Annotated in this window: 19 protein-coding genes and 1 pseudogene; 15 read left to right on the top strand and 5 right to left on the bottom strand. The window is 28.8% G+C overall.

What is annotated here, in order from left to right:
- Window positions 1–476 precede the first annotated feature (476 nt).
- A complete protein-coding gene (locus tag PZA12_RS15145) occupies window positions 477–2,189 on the top strand; it encodes a methyl-accepting chemotaxis protein (RefSeq protein ID WP_078116278.1) in 1,713 nt (570 codons plus the stop codon).
- A gap of 70 nt (window positions 2,190–2,259) precedes the next feature.
- Window positions 2,260–2,535 (top strand): YncE family protein, encoded by a 276-nt coding sequence (locus tag PZA12_RS15140; protein WP_242964509.1) that lies wholly within the window; start codon window positions 2,260–2,262, stop codon window positions 2,533–2,535.
- A gap of 147 nt (window positions 2,536–2,682) precedes the next feature.
- Here PZA12_RS15140 and ftsX read toward each other — a convergent pair whose 3' ends face one another.
- Both ftsX and ftsE read right to left on the bottom strand, forming a co-directional pair.
- Entirely contained in the window at window positions 2,683–3,576 is an 894-nt protein-coding gene (gene ftsX / locus PZA12_RS15135; RefSeq protein ID WP_103698199.1) for a permease-like cell division protein FtsX, read from the bottom strand.
- A pseudogene (gene ftsE, locus PZA12_RS15130) lies at window positions 3,566–4,251 on the bottom strand (cell division ATP-binding protein FtsE). The gene ftsX and the pseudogene ftsE overlap by 11 nt, the downstream one beginning before the upstream one ends.
- A 208-nt stretch (window positions 4,252–4,459) precedes the next feature.
- Here ftsE and PZA12_RS15125 point away from each other — a divergent pair.
- From PZA12_RS15125 to ubiE, 10 genes are all read left to right on the top strand, one after another.
- Complete coding sequence (locus PZA12_RS15125) at window positions 4,460–5,563, top strand: NlpC/P60 family protein (RefSeq protein WP_103698200.1); 1,104 nt, start codon at window positions 4,460–4,462, stop codon at window positions 5,561–5,563.
- A gap of 349 nt (window positions 5,564–5,912) precedes the next feature.
- Complete coding sequence (locus PZA12_RS15120; RefSeq protein WP_171983641.1) at window positions 5,913–6,053, top strand: hypothetical protein; 141 nt, start codon at window positions 5,913–5,915, stop codon at window positions 6,051–6,053.
- A gap of 42 nt (window positions 6,054–6,095) precedes the next feature.
- Window positions 6,096–6,929 (top strand): prolipoprotein diacylglyceryl transferase, encoded by an 834-nt coding sequence (lgt, locus tag PZA12_RS15115; protein WP_103698201.1) that lies wholly within the window; start codon window positions 6,096–6,098, stop codon window positions 6,927–6,929.
- A gap of 320 nt (window positions 6,930–7,249) precedes the next feature.
- The gene (locus tag PZA12_RS15110) at window positions 7,250–8,074 is read left to right on the top strand and encodes a polyprenyl synthetase family protein (RefSeq protein WP_103698202.1); all 825 of its coding nucleotides are present in this window, start codon (window positions 7,250–7,252) and stop codon (window positions 8,072–8,074) included.
- Between the two features lie 41 nt (window positions 8,075–8,115).
- Window positions 8,116–8,610, top strand: a complete 495-nt coding sequence (locus PZA12_RS15105) for a DoxX family membrane protein (RefSeq protein WP_103698203.1) — start codon at window positions 8,116–8,118, stop codon at window positions 8,608–8,610.
- A 77-nt stretch (window positions 8,611–8,687) separates the two neighbouring features.
- Window positions 8,688–9,227: a FixH family protein gene (locus tag PZA12_RS15100; RefSeq protein WP_103698204.1), complete on the top strand. Its 540-nt coding sequence runs from the start codon at window positions 8,688–8,690 to the stop codon at window positions 9,225–9,227.
- A 26-nt stretch (window positions 9,228–9,253) separates the two neighbouring features.
- On the top strand, window positions 9,254–10,645 hold the full coding sequence (locus tag PZA12_RS15095; protein ID WP_103698205.1) for a 4Fe-4S binding protein: 1,392 nt from the start codon (window positions 9,254–9,256) through the stop codon (window positions 10,643–10,645).
- Between the two features lie 126 nt (window positions 10,646–10,771).
- Window positions 10,772–11,671: a 1,4-dihydroxy-2-naphthoate octaprenyltransferase gene (menA, locus tag PZA12_RS15090; protein ID WP_103698206.1), complete on the top strand. Its 900-nt coding sequence runs from the start codon at window positions 10,772–10,774 to the stop codon at window positions 11,669–11,671.
- Between the two features lie 176 nt (window positions 11,672–11,847).
- Entirely contained in the window at window positions 11,848–12,474 is a 627-nt protein-coding gene (locus PZA12_RS15085; RefSeq protein ID WP_103698207.1) for a CPBP family intramembrane glutamic endopeptidase, read from the top strand.
- A 116-nt stretch (window positions 12,475–12,590) separates the two neighbouring features.
- A complete protein-coding gene (gene ubiE / locus PZA12_RS15080) occupies window positions 12,591–13,295 on the top strand; it encodes a bifunctional demethylmenaquinone methyltransferase/2-methoxy-6-polyprenyl-1,4-benzoquinol methylase UbiE (RefSeq protein ID WP_078116292.1) in 705 nt (234 codons plus the stop codon).
- Between the two features lie 118 nt (window positions 13,296–13,413).
- On the opposite strand, the gene PZA12_RS15075 is transcribed toward ubiE, so the two are convergent.
- Window positions 13,414–14,682, bottom strand: a complete 1,269-nt coding sequence (locus tag PZA12_RS15075) for a hypothetical protein (RefSeq protein ID WP_103698208.1) — start codon at window positions 14,680–14,682, stop codon at window positions 13,414–13,416.
- 208 nt (window positions 14,683–14,890) lie between these two features.
- Here PZA12_RS15075 and PZA12_RS15070 point away from each other — a divergent pair, with 208 nt between their 5' ends.
- From PZA12_RS15070 to trxA, 3 genes are all read left to right on the top strand, one after another.
- Window positions 14,891–15,568 carry a cytochrome c biogenesis CcdA family protein gene (locus PZA12_RS15070; RefSeq protein ID WP_103698209.1) on the top strand — a complete coding sequence of 226 codons (678 nt, stop codon included), beginning with the start codon at window positions 14,891–14,893 and terminating at the stop codon, window positions 15,566–15,568.
- Window positions 15,569–15,577: 9 nt separating this feature from the next.
- The gene (locus tag PZA12_RS15065; RefSeq protein WP_103698210.1) at window positions 15,578–16,177 is read left to right on the top strand and encodes a TlpA disulfide reductase family protein; all 600 of its coding nucleotides are present in this window, start codon (window positions 15,578–15,580) and stop codon (window positions 16,175–16,177) included.
- 145 nt (window positions 16,178–16,322) lie between these two features.
- Window positions 16,323–16,640, top strand: coding sequence for a thioredoxin (gene trxA / locus PZA12_RS15060; RefSeq protein WP_103698211.1), 318 nt, complete (start codon window positions 16,323–16,325; stop codon window positions 16,638–16,640).
- 206 nt (window positions 16,641–16,846) lie between these two features.
- Here trxA and PZA12_RS15055 read toward each other — a convergent pair whose 3' ends face one another.
- Together PZA12_RS15055 and PZA12_RS15050 are read right to left on the bottom strand one after the other, a co-directional pair.
- Window positions 16,847–17,743 carry a cation diffusion facilitator family transporter gene (locus tag PZA12_RS15055; protein ID WP_103698212.1) on the bottom strand — a complete coding sequence of 299 codons (897 nt, stop codon included), beginning with the start codon at window positions 17,741–17,743 and terminating at the stop codon, window positions 16,847–16,849.
- A gap of 512 nt (window positions 17,744–18,255) precedes the next feature.
- Complete coding sequence (locus tag PZA12_RS15050) at window positions 18,256–18,561, bottom strand: hypothetical protein (RefSeq protein WP_103698213.1); 306 nt, start codon at window positions 18,559–18,561, stop codon at window positions 18,256–18,258.
- Between the last annotated feature and the right edge of the window lie 199 nt (window positions 18,562–18,760).

Below are 18,760 nucleotides of genomic sequence, written 5' to 3'. Positions count from 1 at the left end.
GGCTTTCATTTGAGTTCAAATCTTTTAATTTAAAATCAATGGCTTTGGTTTTAATATTATTAGGAGTTACTTCAATAGTTTGATTTGAAGCATTATTTTTGTCGCTTGTAATTGATATGGATGAGTTAGTTTTTGAATTGTTCGGCAAATCCATCTATAACCAGAGCTATTAGAATAAATGGAACAGCAAGTCCAATGAGGAGTCCATCCAGCAGCAAACTCCATTCCAATAATTATTGAACTAAAAGGAGATTTAATTTTATTTACGTGGTGTGAAATTTATTATATTAGACAGCGTAAAATTAGGAGATTAGAAATTGAATATATTATTATAAATTGGAATATTCTTCATAAGTTCTTCATAATAGAATGCTATTATTTGAGTTGTTAAAAGTTAATATTTTAAGAATCATTTAGAAAACAAAATCATGTGTGTATTCAATTAGGAGATAACATATAGACTGAGGAGGAACAATATGAAAATATTAAATAATTTAAAACTTGCGCAAAAACTTATATTTTGCTTCTTATTAATTTCATTCCTTATAGGAATTATTGGATTTAGAGGGATATCGGAAATAAAAAAAATAAATGCAAATTCAACATCTATGTATGAAGATAATTTGAAACATTTAAAAACAGTTGAGGAGTTAAAAGCAAACTTTTTACAGATACACTCAGATTTATTAGCACTTTTAACAACAAAAGATGCAACTAAAAAACAGGATATTGAAAGTGAAATAGAAAAATTAACAAATGAAGATATGATGATTTCTGAAGAATTTAAAAATTCAGGTGAAGCAGGTGAAGAAGAAAAATTATTAACAAATTTTATAAAGCTTCACGAAGAATATATGATGTCACGTAAAGATTTTATGGATTTAATAAATGCCAATAGATATGATGAAGCACAAACAGCTTTTCAAAAGGTAACTGAGGCTAGGGATAAAACTTTTGATAGTATTAATAAAATAATTGATTCAAATATAAAAGAAGCTGAAAATGCAAATAGTGCTAATAATTTAATATTTAAAAATTCATTCGATTTAATGATTGGTATAGTTATATTCGGTTTCATATTTGCAATTTTACTTGGAGTTTTGATTTCAACATTAATATCAAAACAAATAAATAAGGTTTTAGTATTTGCGGATGCTCTAGGTAGAGGTGATTTAACTCAGAGAATAGATTTCTATTCAAAAGATGAAATAGGAAAAATATCAAATGCTTTAAATAAAGCTGCTGAAAACACTAGAAGTCTTATATCAACAATAATTTCAAATTCTAGCATTATAAAAGAATCAAGTGAAGAAATCTATAGCACTATAGAAGGAATTTCTACAAAAATGAACAATATTAATGAAGCTACAAAGGAAATAACAACTGGTACAGAAGAATTGAGCGCAACATCACAAGAAGTAAATGCATCAATTGAAGAAATAACTTCAAATTCTATTGAGTTATCAAATAAGGCAAAGGATTGCGATCAAGCTTCTAATGATATTCAGATACGTGCCTCAGAAATAAAAGATAAGGGATTAAAATCAATAAATATTTCTAAGAAAATATATAAAGAAAAGCAAGAAAATATATTAAAAGCAATAGAAGAAGGAAAAGTTGTTGAAAAAATTAAAGTAATGGCTGATTCTATAGCAAATATAGCATCGCAAACAAATCTTTTAGCATTAAATGCGGCCATTGAATCGGCAAGAGCTGGTGAAATGGGAAAAGGTTTTGCTGTAGTAGCAGATGAGATACGCAAGCTTGCAGAACAGTCAGCAGAGAATGTTTCAAACATACAAGAAGTTATTACTCAGGTAAACAATGCCTTCAATAATCTTTCGAATAACACTCAAGAGATATTGGCGCATATTGATAATAATGTAAATCCAGATTATGAGCTTTTTTTAGAAACTGCTTTTAAATATGAAAAGGATGCAGTCTTTATTAAAGCTATGGCAAAAGAAATTGCAAATGGTACAAATCAAATACTTAGTTCAATAGAGCAAACTAGTGCTGCAATAGAAACAGTTTCGTCTACTGCTCAGCAATCGGCAGAAAGTTCAGAAGGGATATTAAATAGTGTAGATGAAACAACTATCGCAACTCAAGAAGTTGCGAGTTCAGCACAAAGACAAGCTGAATTATCTGAAGAACTTAATTTCTTAGTGCAAAAATTTAAAATATAGCTAATATGTTGTATAAAAATATAAAGGGAATGGTACTATCGTAGTAGGAAAAGGACCTACTTAAGTTTACATTGGATCAGATGATAAATATGCATTTGTAGCAAATCAAGGAACAGAAGATGCACCATCAAATACTGTTTCAAAGATAGATATGTCAACTAAGAAAGTAGTTGCAGCAATAGAAACTGGAAAAGGAGCTCACGGAGTAGTAGTTAGTCCTGATAATAAATATGTTTATGTTACTAATATGTATGATGGAACTGTAAGTGTTATTGACAATAGCACAGATAAGGTTATTAAAACCACAAAAGTAGAAGGAGAACCAAATGGAATAAGCTACAGGTAATTAATATTCTAATGAGAATAAATTTAATTTAAGTTATTAAAATTTAGTAGTTTATGTAATCATAATTCATAGTTCTTAATATATAGAAAAGTGTATTGAATTCTAAAATAATTAGTTTTCAATACACTTTTTAGTATCTTTTATGATTTATACTTTTAAAAATTTAATTAAAGACCAGGAGCTTCCTACACTTCCGATTAAAACCCCAACTAATATAAACTGCCATTGGAGGGTTTGCGTAATATAAGATGGTGATAATAAGTTTATTAAAAGTAAATTTTCATTTATCTTTATAAAAACTAGTTTATAGAGATAGTATATTAAGATATTGGAACATACGGCCCCAAACAAACCAATAAGTGCACCTTCGATAATAAGCGGCCATCTTATAAACCAATCAGTTGCTCCAACAAATTTCATTATTCCAATTTCTCTACGTCTTGAGTAAATCGTTAATTTTATAGTATTACTAATAAGGAATATAGAAACTGATACCATTAATATGAATAAAGCAATTCCAATCCATTTCACGTTTTTAGATATTGAAATTATTTTATTTGTAAATTCCTGATCATTGCCAATGGATTCTATACCAGGCATATTTTCGATTGTACTTATCACTTGATGTGATACTTCAGGATTTTCTAGATCTATTATAAATGAATTAGGTAAAGGATTATTGGAAGAATCATAATTATTTAATAAAGAACTATTATCTTCAGAAACCTGTTTATTAAACTTTTCTAAAGCCTTTGATTTATCTTCAAATTTAACACTTTTGATACCAGAAATATTATTTAACTTTTGCTCTAAGTTTTCTTGATCTTTATTAGTAATGTTATTATTTAAAAATACTTGTATTTGAACCTGCGATTCAACATTACTCATTCCTATATTTATATTTTGCATTAATAGTATTGAAACTCCCATTATAAATAAAGTTACGGTCACTGTAATAACTGATGCTAGACTAATGGTTCTATTTCTATTTAAACTCTTTAATGCATCAATAATATAATATTTGAAGGTATTAATATTCATTATCGTAAGTCCCCCTAATTTCATCTCTTATTATAGTTCCATTCTCAATAGCAATAACTCGCTTTCTCATTGAATCAACGATATCCTTGCATGAGTAGCCATAAGTATTGTAGTACCGTTTTTATTAACATTGTCGAGCGTGTCCATAATTCCCATTGCAGTTTCAGGATCGAGATTTCCTGTTGGTTCATCAGCAATTAAAATATTAGGATTATTCACTATAGCTCGAGCAATTGAAACTCTTTGCTGTTCACCGCCTGACAATTGGCTTGGAAATGACTTGAATTTATCAGATAATCCAACTACTGATAAAGCCATAGGTGCCTTCTTTTTTATATCTTTAGTACTGACACCAATAACCCTTAATGCAAAAGCAACATTTTCATAGACATTAAGAGTTGGAATTAGTTTGAAATCTTGAGATATTACACCTATATTTCTTCTGTAAAACGGTATTTGATTCTTATTTAGATTGGTTACATCAGTATTATTTAATATTAACTTACCCTGCGTCGGCTCAATTTCTTTAAAAAGCATTTTTATTATTGTTGATTTGCCAGCACCGCTTGAGCCTACTAAAAAAGCAAAATCACCTTTTTCTATAGTTAAGTTAACATTTTTAAGAGCCAAGGTGTTATTATCATATACTTTAGTAACGTCTACAAATTTAATCATTAGTAATCCTCCAATTAGATGTTAGTTAAATATACTTGTGTGTTTTTGTAATATTATAACTTATTATTATGAAGAAATTATGTGTTTCCTTATGGTAATGTATTCCTTTATATGAATCTACATAATTTCTACACAATTTTAGTGTAGTATAGGATTGAATTTACAAAAGAGAGACAAGTATTACTCTATAAATAAGGGAGCGATATAAGTGAAAAAAACAATTAAAACGATTATGCTTGCAACAGTATTAGTGATGATTACTCAAATTTCAGCATTTGCTGCACCAACATCTAATCAAGCACAAACTCAATTAGAACAAAATAAAAATTCTTTAAAGGAAGTACAAGATAAACGACACCAGCTTGAAGCAAGCATTGAAGAGTTGGATAATCAAATTGAAGATTATATGATGAAGATTGAAGCAAATAAGAAGAACATAACTGGGGCAGAAAACGATATCCAAATAACAAAAAAGCAAATTACTCAGGTTGAAAAAGAAGTAGAAGCTAAGCAAGATGTATTAGATCAAAGAGTAAGAGCTATGTACATAAATGGGCAGTCTAACTATCTAAAAATCTTATTGGAATCTGAAAGTTTCAGTGATTTAATAACAAGAGCTGAAGTAATTAGAAAAATAATTGGACTTGATAAACAAGTAATAAGTGATTTAAATGATAAGAAGTCAGAAGTAGAAAGTAAAAAAACATCTCTTGAAGTTAAGTATAATGATTTGCTTGCATTAAAAAGCGAAAATGAAGACAAGCTTACAAGTCTAAATACAAATATAGCAGATCAAAAGAAGCTTATTCAAGAGGCTAAAGATCAGGAAAAATTATTTGCATCAAAAGTAGATGAATCTCAAGTGCAAGTAAATGCAACTATGAATCAAGTAAATAAAATAAGAAATGAAGCACCTAGAGTTACTAATGCATCGAGAGGAGCAAAATCTGCACCCGTTTCTGATAATAACATAATAGCATATGCTTCAAATTTCTTAGGAACTCCTTACCTGTGGGGAGGAACAAGTCCTTCTACAGGATTTGATTGTTCTGGTTTTACACAATATGTATATGCACACTTTGGGATTAGCCTTGGAAGAACAACTTATGACCAAATAAATGATGGTTATGGAGTTTCAAGAGATGCACTGCAACCTGGTGATCTTGTATTCTTTGGTAAGAATGGTGATCCTACTCACATGGGTATGTATGTTGGTAATAATACATATATTCATGCGCCGAGAACAGGTGATGTGATAAAAATATCATCAATGAGCAGACCAGATTATATCACAGCTAGAAGAGTTAAATAATTTTTTAATAGTAGAATTATATATACTAAAAAAACCGCATCTGATGCGGTTTTTTTATGGAGTAATTTGAATTCAAAATTATATATAGGGGACAATCTAGTTTTATTATTTTAAAATTAAATTATATTATATCGTGAGTTATTATCCGTTATAACTTGTAATGACAATAGGATTAAAATGAAAGGAGCAGTTGTTAGGTAAAATATATTTATGATAAATAATAAATATAATTCTTCATATAATCTACACATTACATTATTATAATGTTTAACTAGATAAGCTAATATTTTTAGCCATTAGAATAGACAATATAAAATTTTAAATTAAGATATTGTAGTTGGAGGTATGAATGATGGTCATTGAAGTAGCAATAACGGTAGTAGTGGTTTTATTTGTTGCGCATATTCTTTATCACAAAGTAATAAAAAAAGCTTCAGTGGTATGTTGTTGTAATAAAGATAGAAAGTCTAAGAAAAAGTGTAGTAAATAGTTTTATAGTTATTTTAAATTTGTAGGAAGGAAGTTAATATTTATGAAGGAACTTTTTAGTTTTGGCCCAATACATATATACTTTTTTGGATTAATGATAGCAATAGCTGCAATTACAGGCGGAGCATTTGCAATTAAGCAAGGGGAAAAAAGAGGAATAAATGAAGACATAATATTTAATCTAATTTTTATTGTTGTTATAGCGGGTGTATTAGGAGCTAGATTATTTTATATTCTTTTTTATAATCCATCATTTTATTTTAGTAATCCAGGAGAAATATTTAAAATAAATGAAGGTGGGTTATCTATTCATGGAGGAATTGTTTCAGCCGTGCTTGCAGGATACCTTTACTCAATTAAGAGTAAGATATCATTTTTAAAACTTGCAGATATTGCAGTGGTGGGTATCGCATTGGCTCAAGGTATAGGAAGAGTAGGTTGTGACGTATTTGGTAAACCAATGACAAATATAATGCTATGGGGAATTAACTATAATGGCCAAATACTTCATCCTGCACAAGTATATGAATTTATTTTAGATTACATACTATTTATAGTTCTATGGAGAAGAAACTATAAGAAAAAGTTTGAAGGTGAGTTGTTTGTGATTTACTTAATTGCTTTTGCCTTAATAAGAGGTATTGTAGAATTCTTTAGAATAAATCCTGTTATCTGGGGACCATTTTCAATTTCGCATTTATTAAGTCTTGCTTTAGTTATTATTGGGTTAGCTATTTATATATTGTTAGCCAAGAGAAATACAGAAAGTCAAAGGATTTATGTGGAAGATAATAAATTAAAAGTAACAACTTCAATAATTATTTTAGCTGCGTTAATACTAATATCTATATTTGTATTTTATTTTGTACAAGGGTAGCTAGGGGAATTAACAAATTGTGTGAGTAACTGAATTAAAAAAGAGTAAAATATTATAAATTTAAAGAGCTCTAATAAAACTTTGGTTTTTATTGGAGCTCTTATTATATTTTTAATACTATCTACTACATATGGCAATGATTAAGTTTGGATTAAATCTAACAAGTAAGGAATCAATTAACATTTTGGTTTTTAAAAAATTATCTTCATAATTTCTACACATGTTCTTTGTATACTCTCTAAAGAACAGTAATTCAATTATATAAAGATTAAAATAAATAATTATACTAAAAGATTAGATTATTGAGAGGTGGTGAGGTCATGTCAAATTTTATAAAAGCTAAAAATGCTGTGAGTAAAGAGCTTTATGAAGCTGAGATGATTTTAAAAAATATTGGAAAAGATTTTAGTTCGGGCTCAACTCAAGAGATATTTGAATATTTCTTTAAGGTTCCAGGAAAATATCTTCGTCCAAGCCTTGTAATACTTTCAGCTAAAGCTATAAATCCCAAAATGACTATAGATGAGAGAATGCAATTAATTAATTTATGTGTAGCAATTGAGCTAATACATAGTGCTAGTTTGGTACATGACGATATAATTGACAATGATTTATTTCGCCGTGGTCAAAAGACGTTAAATAATATATATGGTAGAAAGGTAGCGGTTCTCGCAGGGGATGCCTTTTATGCTAAAGCATTTTCAATATTATTAAAACTACCAACAAATGATGCAGAAGAAATAATTACACAAGTTATTGAAAAAATGTGCGTTGCAGAAATTGAACAAGCTCAAAATCATGAAATTACAAAGCAGGATTACTTTAACATAATAGAAGGTAAAACTGCATCATTTATGGCTGCCTGCTGTAAGCTTGGAGCAAAAATAGTTAATGCAAAAGAAGAAATTGAAGCTTTGGAAAATTACGGCCTAAATTTAGGAATGTTATATCAAATCATTGATGATTGCACAGATGGTGATTCTAACGCTACTAAAAATAATATAACTGTTGAAGATGCTAAAGAGTTTGCTTTAAAAGCTGAACAAGCAATTAAGAATTTAGAACCTTCAGTTTATAAGGATAACTTGAATAGTCTTTTAAATTATGTACTTGAATCTTCAAACAAGAAAACAAAAAATGCTTAATATTAAATTCATAATAAATATCATAAGGGAGATGACATTAAATGAGGATTTTTAGAAATAAATATTTAGTTCCTGTATGGACAATTTTACGTATATGGCTAGGTTATCAATGGATAGTTCCAGCAATAGAAAAGCTTGAGGATCCAACATGGGTTGGTAGTCAATCAGGTGTAGCAATAACAGGATTTTTAAAAGGAGCTTTAGCTAAAGCAACTGGAGATCATCCATCAGTACAGTGGTGGTATGCAAGATTTGTTGAAAGTGTTGCTCTGCCAAATGCAGGAGTATTCACGTATGTAGTTCCAGTCGGAGAACTTCTTGTTGGTATTAGTTTAATCCTTGGAGCTTTTACTATAGCAGGTTTGATTGGTGGAGCATTTATGAATTTAAATTACTTATTAGCAGGAACTACTAGTACGAATCCAATTTTATATACTGCAGCTATAATTTTAATGGCAGCTGGAGCAAGCACTTATAAAATTGGGATTGATCAGTTAATCGTATCATTTTGGAAAAAGAAATATGGCAAACAATAAATATAGCATAGAAAATTAAAATATAACAAAGAAAAAATTAAGTCTTTAGACGTGATAAAGAAGGGAGCAAAAAAACAATGAAAAAGAAAACAATTAGAGGTGCAATATTAAGTTTAATTCTTACGTTAGGTCTTTCAACAGCAGCTTTTGCTGATGGAATGGGTAACATGGATATGGGAAAAGGAACAGAAAAAAGTGTAAATGGTATAAATGCAGAATTAACGTTTAATAAAGATAACAAAGTAAAAACAGGTGACAATGATGTAATGATCACATTACATGATGATAATGATAAAGAAATTGAAAATGCCGATATTAAGATAAGTGCAGAAATGGATAAGAACTCTGATATGGGAATGGATATGAATGGGAAAAAACCAATTGAAGTATCATTGGAAAATAGTAAAAATGGTGAATACATGGGAAAAATTAATTTCACTGATAAAGGTAAATGGGTTATTACAGCTAACATTATGGTAAATGGAGAACAGAAGGATGTACAGTTTGATGCTGATGTGGTTAGTAGCGGACCAAACTGGATAGTTATAGGTGGATTCGTAGGAATAGTGGCAGTAATAATCATAGTAGCTGCAGTAAAGAAAAAAAGTAGCAAATAAAGATAAAGAATAGAGGTGATAGTCTAATGTCAAAGTTGGACAAGAAACTTAGTGATGAAACAAAGTCATCACAAGAGCAAAGAGGAAATAATTTATTAAATAATAAAATGCTTAAGAGCTTCATTAAAAGTAAGTGGTATCCAGGAATATTTCAGTTATTTGTAGGAATAGTATTTGCATTCATCGTGTTTGAATTACTAACTGGACCTGACGAAGCTCACGATAACTTTGGTACAGCAGGAACTTGGGTATTATGGTGGCCTATACTTCCTATACTATTATTTTTAACAGGTAGATTTTGGTGCTCAATATGTCCATTTGGCGCATTAAGTGATGTGGTACAAAAATTTGTAGGAAGCAAAAAGCCAGTACCTAAGTTTTTGAAAAAATATGGAGTATGGCTTATAGATGCAATGTTCTTAGCGATTACATGGAGTGATCACGTTTTTGGAGTTGTTGAATCACCTAGAGGTTCAGGAACATTACTCCTACTTATTACAATTGGTGTAATATTCTCAGGTGCTTTTTGGGAGCGTAGAACCTGGTGTAGATATCTATGTTTCTTAGGCGGATTATCTGGAAATTACTCTAGAGCAGGGATGCTACAATTGCGTGGAACAAAAGATATTTGTGCTAAATGTACAGCGGCACATTGTTATAAGGGAACTGAAAGGGCAGAAGGATGTCCAATGTTTGAATTCCCAAAAACTATGGAAGATAATTCAGAATGTAATTTCTGTGGTAATTGTGTAAAGAATTGTCCTAACAATTCAATTAACATATCATTGCGTGTACCTACAAAAGAATTGTGGTTTATAAGAAAACCAAGATTAGATGCAGCATTTTTAGCTGTTGTAATTATGGGTATAGTATTTGTACAAAACATTACAATGTTAGAAATATGGGATGGAATGCTCAAATGGCTTGAGAATGTAACTGGAACACAAAATTATGCTATTACTTTTACTATAACATTTATTATAGCTATGGCTATACCTGTAGCATTATTATCTATAACAGGATTAGTTGCAAAAATATTTAATAAAGCTTTATTAAAAGAAAATTTCACGAAGTATGGATATGCGCTCATACCATTAGATATGGCTGCACATATAGCACATAATTTATTCCATTTATTAGCAGAAGGGAAATCTGTATTTTACACATTTATAGAATTATTTGGAGTTGAAGTTCAACATACATCTTCAGCTATTTTAGATGATCCGACAATTCAAGCGCTTCAATTCATATTGATAGGAATAGGAACTCTTGGTTCAATCTATACTGTATACAAAATATCTAAGAATAATTATGAAGCTAAGGCATTCAGTACAACGATAGTATATTCTGCTCTTTTAATATTACTTGCAGTAGTTAATATAATGTTATTCTCATTACCTATGGCAATGCGTATGTAATGATTCTTTATAGCTTATCTAAAAATTATTTTAGATAAGCTATAATATTATTTTTCTTGCATCTTGTAAGAAGAATAAATTAATACTAATGAATAAAGATTAGTTTATAGAGGTGGTTAAAAGAAAATGACAATTGAAAAAATTAAGTTATTTATCAGAGCTTCAAGGCCTTTTTCTTTAACAGCTTCAGCAATTCCAGTTGTTCTTGGGGGAATATTAGCATTAAAAGAGCCTAATTTTAATCTTGAATATTTTATACTTTCAATCATAGCAATTGTTTTTCAGCAGGCTTCAGTTAATTTGTTAAATGATCATGATGATTTTATAAATAAAGTTGATACAAAGGAGTCTCATAGTTCTAGCGGAGTAGTTGTTGAAGGTTTGCTGACTTTAAAAGAAGTTTATAGAAGTGGTATTCTATTACTTATTTTAGGATGTTTAATTGGTTTATTTTTAGCTTACAATGTAGGCATTATGATTCTCATTTTAGGGATTGTTGGAGCTTTATGTGGATATTTTTATACAGGAAAACCGTTAATGCTCAAATATAGGGGATTAGGTGCACCTTTAGTATTTATAATTTTTGGACCATTGATGACACTTGGAGGTTATTACTTGCAGATGCAGGAGTTTACCGTGCAGTCGTTTTTAATATCAATCCCAACAGCACTTCTTACTACTGCAATATTGCATGCTAATGATATTAGGGATATAAATCATGATAAGAAAGCTGGTATTAAAACACTGTCAATAAGTATAGGTTATAAGAAGGCACAAAAAGTATATTCAAGCTTGATTATACTTTCATATATTTCTCTTATCATAATGATTATTTTTAAATATACTCCTTATCTAAGTTTAATTTGTTTATTAACAGTGCCAGCTGCTATTAAAAACATTAATAAATTAAAAAAGGATGGAGATTCAAGTGGGAATATTGCAGAACTTGATAAAGAGAGTGGTAAGCTTCAAGGTCAATTTGGAATTCTTTTAATTCTATCTATACTTTTATCTTATATCCTATAGCTAACTGACAATAATTCACAATCCATTTTCAATGGGGTGGCACTAGGCTCATGGACTAGATAGCTCTTTAGGATATATTGTGACCCTTGTGGTTATAAGTTCAACTAAGATTTGGCTAAGGTTTAAACTTCATCCGAATCAAGTTTTACTTAATTTTATAGAAAGGTGGAAAAGTTTTGGAGAGACAGAAAAGTAAGAATAAGGTCATTATATCTTCGTTAATTATAGCTACAATATTGTGGTTTGTAATATTCGTATTAAAACCATTTAATTTTTGGATTGAAATGGGAGTATCAATATTAGCGTTAGTAATGGTAGCTTTGTTTTCTGAAAAGAACTTAATTTCATTCAGAAATATAAAGTTAAGACACATATTAATCGGAATTATTTCAGCAATAATATTGTACTTTGTTTTTTATGCTGGAAATATAATTTCGGGATATTTATTTCCATTTAAAGATGCCCAAATTGCATCAGTTTATAGCAATAGAGCACAAGGAAATTCATTACTTATTGGAGCTCTACTATTATTTATAATAGGGCCAGGAGAAGAAATATATTGGCGTGGATTTATACAAAACAATCTTGCAAAAAAATTTGGAGAAGATAAAGGATATATATTTGCAACGCTATTGTACGCTGGTGTTCATATAATTACATTGAACTTTATGCTTGTGGTAGCTGCTTTAGTATGTGGAATATATTGGGGATGGATTTATAAGAAAGAAAAAAGCCTTGTTCCAATAATAATATCTCATGCAATTTGGGATTTTACTGTATTTGTTTTGTTTCCACTAATGTAATAAGATATATGGAAATTAAAAATAGTAATTAAAAAGCTTAATTTAAAGAAATATAACTAATTTAAATACTTATTAGGTTTTATAAGCGTAAAATAAAAGAATGTGTGGTGGTTATAATGGCTGAAATTAATGTAACAGATGTGGAAAAGATTTTTTCTGTTATTGCAAAGAGATATGATATGTTAAATTCAATATTAACTTTAAACATCGATAGATTATGGAGAAGAAAAGCAATAAAGATATGTAATATTAAGGAGGGGCATCAAGTATTAGATCTGTGCTGTGGTACAGGACAAATGATTAATTATGAATGTAAGGCGGTTGGAAAAAATACAACAGTTATCGGTGTAGATTTTAGCCAAGAAATGCTTAACGTTGGGGCGAAAAGGCTAAATCAATCATTAAAGGATTATACGTATGAATTAATTAAAGGCAGTATTTTAGAATTGCCCTTTAAAGAAAATACCTTTGACTGTATCACAATTGCTTTTGGGTTAAGAAATATTCCAGATAAAAATAAAGCATTATCAGAAATGTATAGAGTTTTAAAACCAGGAGGGAAAGTGGTATGCTTAGAGCTTTCTAAACCTAATATACCTATTTTAAAAAATATATACGACTTATATTTTAATCATGTGTTACCAGCAGTAGGTTCAATAGGTACAGGTGATAAAAAAGCGTATTATTATCTTAGAGATTCAGTAAATAATTTTATGAATAAAAAGCAGCTTAAGGATGCACTTGAGAAGATAGGTTTTAAAAATTCAGAATATGAATCTTTAACTTTTGGAATTGCATCTATACATTATGGGACTAAATAAGTAAAAGTTATATCTAATATATTTATTATAGAATAGAATGTTAAACTATAGTAATATTAAATAGCAGAAATAATATAAAGGCAGCTAGCTATTAGCCGCCTTTATTTATTTTGATGAATTAAATACAAGTATTAACTTCATTAGCAATCTTAAAAAGTATTTTATAATCATCACCAAACGTGCTTAATGAATTAGAGTTCTCATATAGTTTAGAAAATAACATATATCTTAAAGTAATACATTCTAAGTTTCTAAATGATGGTCGATTTAATTGAGCAATTATTTCTTTTTCGCGTGAGTCAGGTGCAACTAAGAAAAAGTTATATTGTTTAGAGCCTAGTGATGATGCTAAGTCAACTAAACGCAATATTCCTGAATATATGGAGGTGCTTTTTTCAACTTCAAAAGCACATTCAATCTCATTAGTATTTTTATTTATCCAAATAACATCAATAAGAGAAATTGTTCTCAAAACATCTTTTGGAAGATCTAATGGCGGAAGTTCAGATAGAGTGATAAATTCTAAGCTCTTTCCATTAAGAGATTTTGTCCTATCATTGATAGCAACAAAGACATTATAACCTAGGCTTCTACCTATCTCAGTTAATAAAAATTGTACCTTTAAATGTTCTGATTCTTCTTTAACTTCATTTTCTATTTCAAGGCGGCGCTTATTTAAAGCTTTTTCTAATTTACTTTTCTCAAAGTTTAGAGAAGTTTCCCAATTTTCACTTAAAGAAATTTTCCCAATGCCTACATCAAATAATAAACCTGATATTGCACCTAAGTCTTTTGATAATAAAGGATTTAGTTCTTCATTAGTTTTTATAATTACTTCTCTCATATGCAAATAATCAGTCCAAGATCCGAGTTTCTTTTTATCAGAAAAAATAGCATTAAATCCATTTACCATGGCAGTATTAAAAGGAGGCATTAGTGTAGGATGTAAGAAATAAAGTATATTTGCCACAGATGGACCTAAGCCTTTTATCTTATAACTATCTAATTTTATAATTTCTTTTATTAACTTGTCCTCATTATTAGCTGATAAACAAGATTCTAAAAATTGACCAAAAATTTTCTTGTTTTCTTCATTTTCATAGATATCAGGTATTCTAAGTTTTGGTTTCCAGAAGAATGGATGTGCTGCGCCTTCAAAAATTTGCTTCTGTTCTGTTATACACTTAAGTACAAATTCTAATGGAGAACCTTTAAAGTCATTTCCAAAAGAATTATTTTTAATAGAATTAATTATATCTATTGCTCCACATCTTATTGATCTAAATGCTTTAAGTCTAGTTTCGTTATATGTGAACCATGTGTTATAAACAGATTCTGAATCACTTTTATATCGATTAACGAGTTTAATCATATTTGAATTATCCATGAGTATGCCTCCATAATATGTTTTTATAATATTTAGGATAGCATAAAATAACAAAAATATATATAATATGTAAACTGAGAAAGAATAATTTAGATGAGTGAAAGTTCACTCAATATTTATCAAAGCTAAAAACTTTAGTAAATCATTTATAATGTATAATAAAGGTAATATATAATAAAATATCATGTTTATTAAGAAAGGACAAACTATGGAATATTTTCTATTATTTTTAGAAGGAATTATAACATTTATATCACCATGCATTTTGCCTATGATACCTCTTTACATATCGTATTTTGCAGGAGACAATATAACAAATGATAAGAATAAGTATAATGCATTAGTAAATTCTTTAGGATTTGTATTAGGATTTACAGTGATATTTACGCTGCTTGGAAGTTTTGCAGGGTCTTTTGGAAGCTTAATAAAAACTGAAAATAATATTATTAATATAATAAGTGGATTAATATTAATTGTTTTTGGAATCAATTATATTGGGTTATTTAAAATATCATTTTTAGAAAAAAGTTCAAAGATAAATGTGCAAATAAAAACTTTTAAGTTTTTATCATCAATTTTATTTGGAATGATTTTTGCAATAGGATGGACACCTTGCGTAGGCACATTCTTAAGTGCAGCTTTAATGATTGCAGTTAACTCTCACGATATATTAAAAGGGACACTAATGCTTTTAATATACAGTATAGGGCTTGGAATACCTTTTATAATATGCGCTATTTTAATAGATGGTTTAAAAGATACTTTTAACTTAATAAAACGAAATTACAAAATTATAAATATGTTATCTGGGTTAATCATTATAATTGTAGGAATTGCAATTATTACTGGATACCTAAATAAATTAATTTCATTCCTTACAATTTAGGAGGTTTTTATGGAAAATAAAAAATTAATATTAACAGTAGTAGCAATAGGTTTTGCAGGATTTTTAGCTATATCTTATTTGGCATATAACTCATTAGGTTCAAAATATCATAAGAAAGATATAAACATAAGTAAAGATACTTCTAAGGATAAAGAAGAGCCTAACAATACTAATGAACAAGACAAAAAAATGGAGAAGGACTTTGTTGTATATGATGAAAAGCTTAATAAAGTGAAGTTATCAGATTATAAAGGAAGACCTGTTATAGTAAATTTTTGGGCTAGCTGGTGTCCTCCTTGTAAAGAAGAAATGCCTTTATTTAATAAGCTTTCAAGTAAATATAAAGCAGAAGAATTAACGGTTTTAATGGTGGATTTAACAGATGGTCAAAGAGAAACAATGGATAAAGCTAAAAAATTTATATTAGATAATGATTATGATATGAAAATTTTATTTGATAATGATGGAACTGCTTCAATAAATTATAATATTATATCTATACCTAGAACTTTATTCATTGATAAAGATGGAAATGTAATTGAAGATCATTCAGGAGAAATAACTGAAGATAAATTAAAAAGTCAAGTGCAGCTATTATTGAGTAAATAAGATAAACATTAAATTAAAATTAAAGTATTGATTAATCAAAGAAGTAAAATATATGGTGATTAAGTCACAGAATTAAGTTGAAAATAAGACTATACTTAAAGTATAGGAAAACAAAAATTTAGATTATAAATTGGAGGAGTTAATTATGGCTAGAATAATAAGCAGTAATGAATTTATTGAAAATGTTGAGAACTCAAAAGGAATAGCAGTTGTTGATTTTTTCGCAACTTGGTGTGGACCATGTAAAATGTTAGCTCCAGTATTTGAAGAAGCTAGTATGGAAGCTAGGGGGAAAGCTAAATTCTTTAAAGTTGATATAGATGCAAGTGAAAGAATAGCAGAAAAGTATGGAATATATGCAGTACCGACTATGATTGTATTTAAAGATGGGAAACCAGTAGAAAATTTATCAGGCTTTATGCCAAAACAAAATATACTAAATAAAATTAATGCACATTTATAAATAATAGGATATAGGTTTAAATTCAGGCGAATTGCAAAAATCCACTTTTAAAAGTGGATGAAGGCAGATTTGCAAATAAAGCGGTGAAATATGTTTAATCCATCGCTTTATTTAGCATAACTGTGTATGGGTTATTATGATTTCGGTAAGTTATCACATAAATTTAGTTTTAGAGTTGGATATCTATATTTTGCATAATTATGGATTTAATCACACTTATTCTTACATTTATCGCAATTAGGATTAGATTCTGAAGATTCTAAGTGAATCATAATTTCGGAGTAATTTAGAGAGTTTTTTATATCATTTTCAATTCTATCACATACGTCGTGAGCATCTTTAATTCGCATATTTTCAGGAAATACTAAATGTAATTCGATATACCTAACTCGTCCGGATTTTCTTGTTTTAAAGTTATGGTAGTTGCAATAGATACTCGAAAACTTATTTATGCTGTTTTGAATAATTTTGATTTCATCATTAGATAACTTAGTATCTAAAAGTGGATTGAATGCAGATATTAATAGTTCAATAGCTTCTTTTAATATAAATATAGCAACTAAAATAGCCACAACTGGGTCTAAAAAATCCAATTTAGTTATCCATATAAGAAACAAACCAATTCCTACACCTAATGATGTATAAACATCAGCTTTTAGATGAAGAGCATCTGCTTCAAGAGCTATAGAGTCTTCTTGTTTAGCAACCTTATATATTTTTCTGGAAACCATAAAATTTATAGCAGAGGAAATAAACATAACTATAAATCCAAGGCCAATTGATTCCACAGATCCAGGAATTGTTAATTTTTTTACTGCTTCAATTATTATCCAAATAGAAGCTGACAGTATAAGAATTGCTTCAATTACGCCAGAAACATTTTCTATTTTTCCATGTCCATAGGGATGTATGTCATCAGCTGGTTTATCAGATATTTTAACTGAAAAAAACGCTATTACAGCGGCTAACAAATCCATAGTCGAATGTATAGCTTCAGATATTATGCTTACTGAACCAGTAGCAAGTCCAACAATTAATTTTAGAGTTATTAGGATGCTATTTGATAATAGAGATAATCTTGCAATTTTAACTTTTGCATTCATATAAAACGCCTCCATAATTTAACATAAGTTTTATCATTTGATAAAACAAATTAACACTATAATATATTTATATGCGTGAAAAGTCAAGAGATTAACGTTGAAGAGTATTATCAATTGATAATGATAGCTATTGTGCTAAGAGTTAGTATTGGAGTTGAGATTATTATGGCTGAATTTATCATTACCTATGGAATAGGATGTAAGAATTATGCTAGATTTAAAATGTATAAAAAAATATATTAATATGCAGGCCCATACGGTCCTTTTGAAAAAGGATTAGTAAATTTAAAGCCTGGAGATATGGGTTCAGATGTTTTGGAGGTACAAAGAAAAATGAAGGAAAAAGGTTATTAGCCTAGGAAATTAGATGGCATATATGGAGAAGGAATTAATCAATATGTAATAGAATTTAGGAAAGACAATAACCTTAAAGAATGCCATGATATTAATAAGGAATTCTATGAAAAGCTTGGGATAACCCTAGTAGATTAAATATATTTAATCTACTAAAGCTAACCAATTATTACATCATCAGCCGCAGCTGATTCTGCATTATTATTATTATTATTATTGGCATTGTTGTTATTAGTGTTATTTGCATTGTCGTTATTTTGTGTAGAATTAGAATTCCTAGATTCCTGTAATACAGTTAAATACTGTTGTTGTGAGGCTATTGTTAGTAGTAAACAACCTATACCTACAAGGAAATTTCCAATAACATTTATTTCATCAGCATTTTTACCTTTTGCAAGTGAAATAGCAATTGCATTTGTTAAAATTAAAGAATCTTCAGGAGTTAAGTTTTCAAAACCTGTCATGACTTACACCCACTTATATGTAGCTTATAATTAATAACTATGATATTTATTTAAATAATATGAGTATAGGATGTATTATTTAAATAATTATAATCTTCATAAGGCGTCTCTAAATGTTTATGTTTTAAAGTAGATATTAAAAATTAAGAAATATCTTTTAATATGAATATTTACTAAAAAATGGAACATCCGTGAAATT

The sequence above is a fragment of the Clostridium beijerinckii genome (genome assembly GCF_036699995.1).
Taxonomy (GTDB): Bacteria; Bacillota; Clostridia; order Clostridiales; family Clostridiaceae; genus Clostridium; species Clostridium helianthi.
The sequence above is the reverse complement of the archived record's forward strand: the minus strand, read 5'-3'. Positions and strand labels throughout refer to the sequence as shown.

What these genes read in the sequence shown, in the direction of transcription:
- PZA12_RS15145 (WP_078116278.1), top strand. Translation starts at nt 477, where the DNA reads ATGAAAATATTAAATAATTTAAAACTTGCGCAAAAACTTATATTTTGC.
- ftsX (WP_103698199.1), bottom strand. Translation starts at nt 3,576, where the DNA reads ATGAATATTAATACCTTCAAATATTATATTATTGATGCATTAAAGAGT.
- PZA12_RS15120 (WP_171983641.1), top strand. Translation starts at nt 5,913, where the DNA reads ATGATGGTCATTGAAGTAGCAATAACGGTAGTAGTGGTTTTATTTGTT.
- lgt (WP_103698201.1), top strand. Translation starts at nt 6,096, where the DNA reads ATGAAGGAACTTTTTAGTTTTGGCCCAATACATATATACTTTTTTGGA.
- PZA12_RS15110 (WP_103698202.1), top strand. Translation starts at nt 7,250, where the DNA reads ATGTCAAATTTTATAAAAGCTAAAAATGCTGTGAGTAAAGAGCTTTAT.
- PZA12_RS15105 (WP_103698203.1), top strand. Translation starts at nt 8,116, where the DNA reads ATGAGGATTTTTAGAAATAAATATTTAGTTCCTGTATGGACAATTTTA.
- PZA12_RS15100 (WP_103698204.1), top strand. Translation starts at nt 8,688, where the DNA reads ATGAAAAAGAAAACAATTAGAGGTGCAATATTAAGTTTAATTCTTACG.
- PZA12_RS15095 (WP_103698205.1), top strand. Translation starts at nt 9,254, where the DNA reads ATGTCAAAGTTGGACAAGAAACTTAGTGATGAAACAAAGTCATCACAA.
- menA (WP_103698206.1), top strand. Translation starts at nt 10,772, where the DNA reads ATGACAATTGAAAAAATTAAGTTATTTATCAGAGCTTCAAGGCCTTTT.
- ubiE (WP_078116292.1), top strand. Translation starts at nt 12,591, where the DNA reads ATGGCTGAAATTAATGTAACAGATGTGGAAAAGATTTTTTCTGTTATT.
- PZA12_RS15075 (WP_103698208.1), bottom strand. Translation starts at nt 14,682, where the DNA reads ATGGATAATTCAAATATGATTAAACTCGTTAATCGATATAAAAGTGAT.
- PZA12_RS15070 (WP_103698209.1), top strand. Translation starts at nt 14,891, where the DNA reads ATGGAATATTTTCTATTATTTTTAGAAGGAATTATAACATTTATATCA.
- PZA12_RS15065 (WP_103698210.1), top strand. Translation starts at nt 15,578, where the DNA reads ATGGAAAATAAAAAATTAATATTAACAGTAGTAGCAATAGGTTTTGCA.
- trxA (WP_103698211.1), top strand. Translation starts at nt 16,323, where the DNA reads ATGGCTAGAATAATAAGCAGTAATGAATTTATTGAAAATGTTGAGAAC.
- PZA12_RS15055 (WP_103698212.1), bottom strand. Translation starts at nt 17,743, where the DNA reads ATGAATGCAAAAGTTAAAATTGCAAGATTATCTCTATTATCAAATAGC.
- PZA12_RS15050 (WP_103698213.1), bottom strand. Translation starts at nt 18,561, where the DNA reads ATGACAGGTTTTGAAAACTTAACTCCTGAAGATTCTTTAATTTTAACA.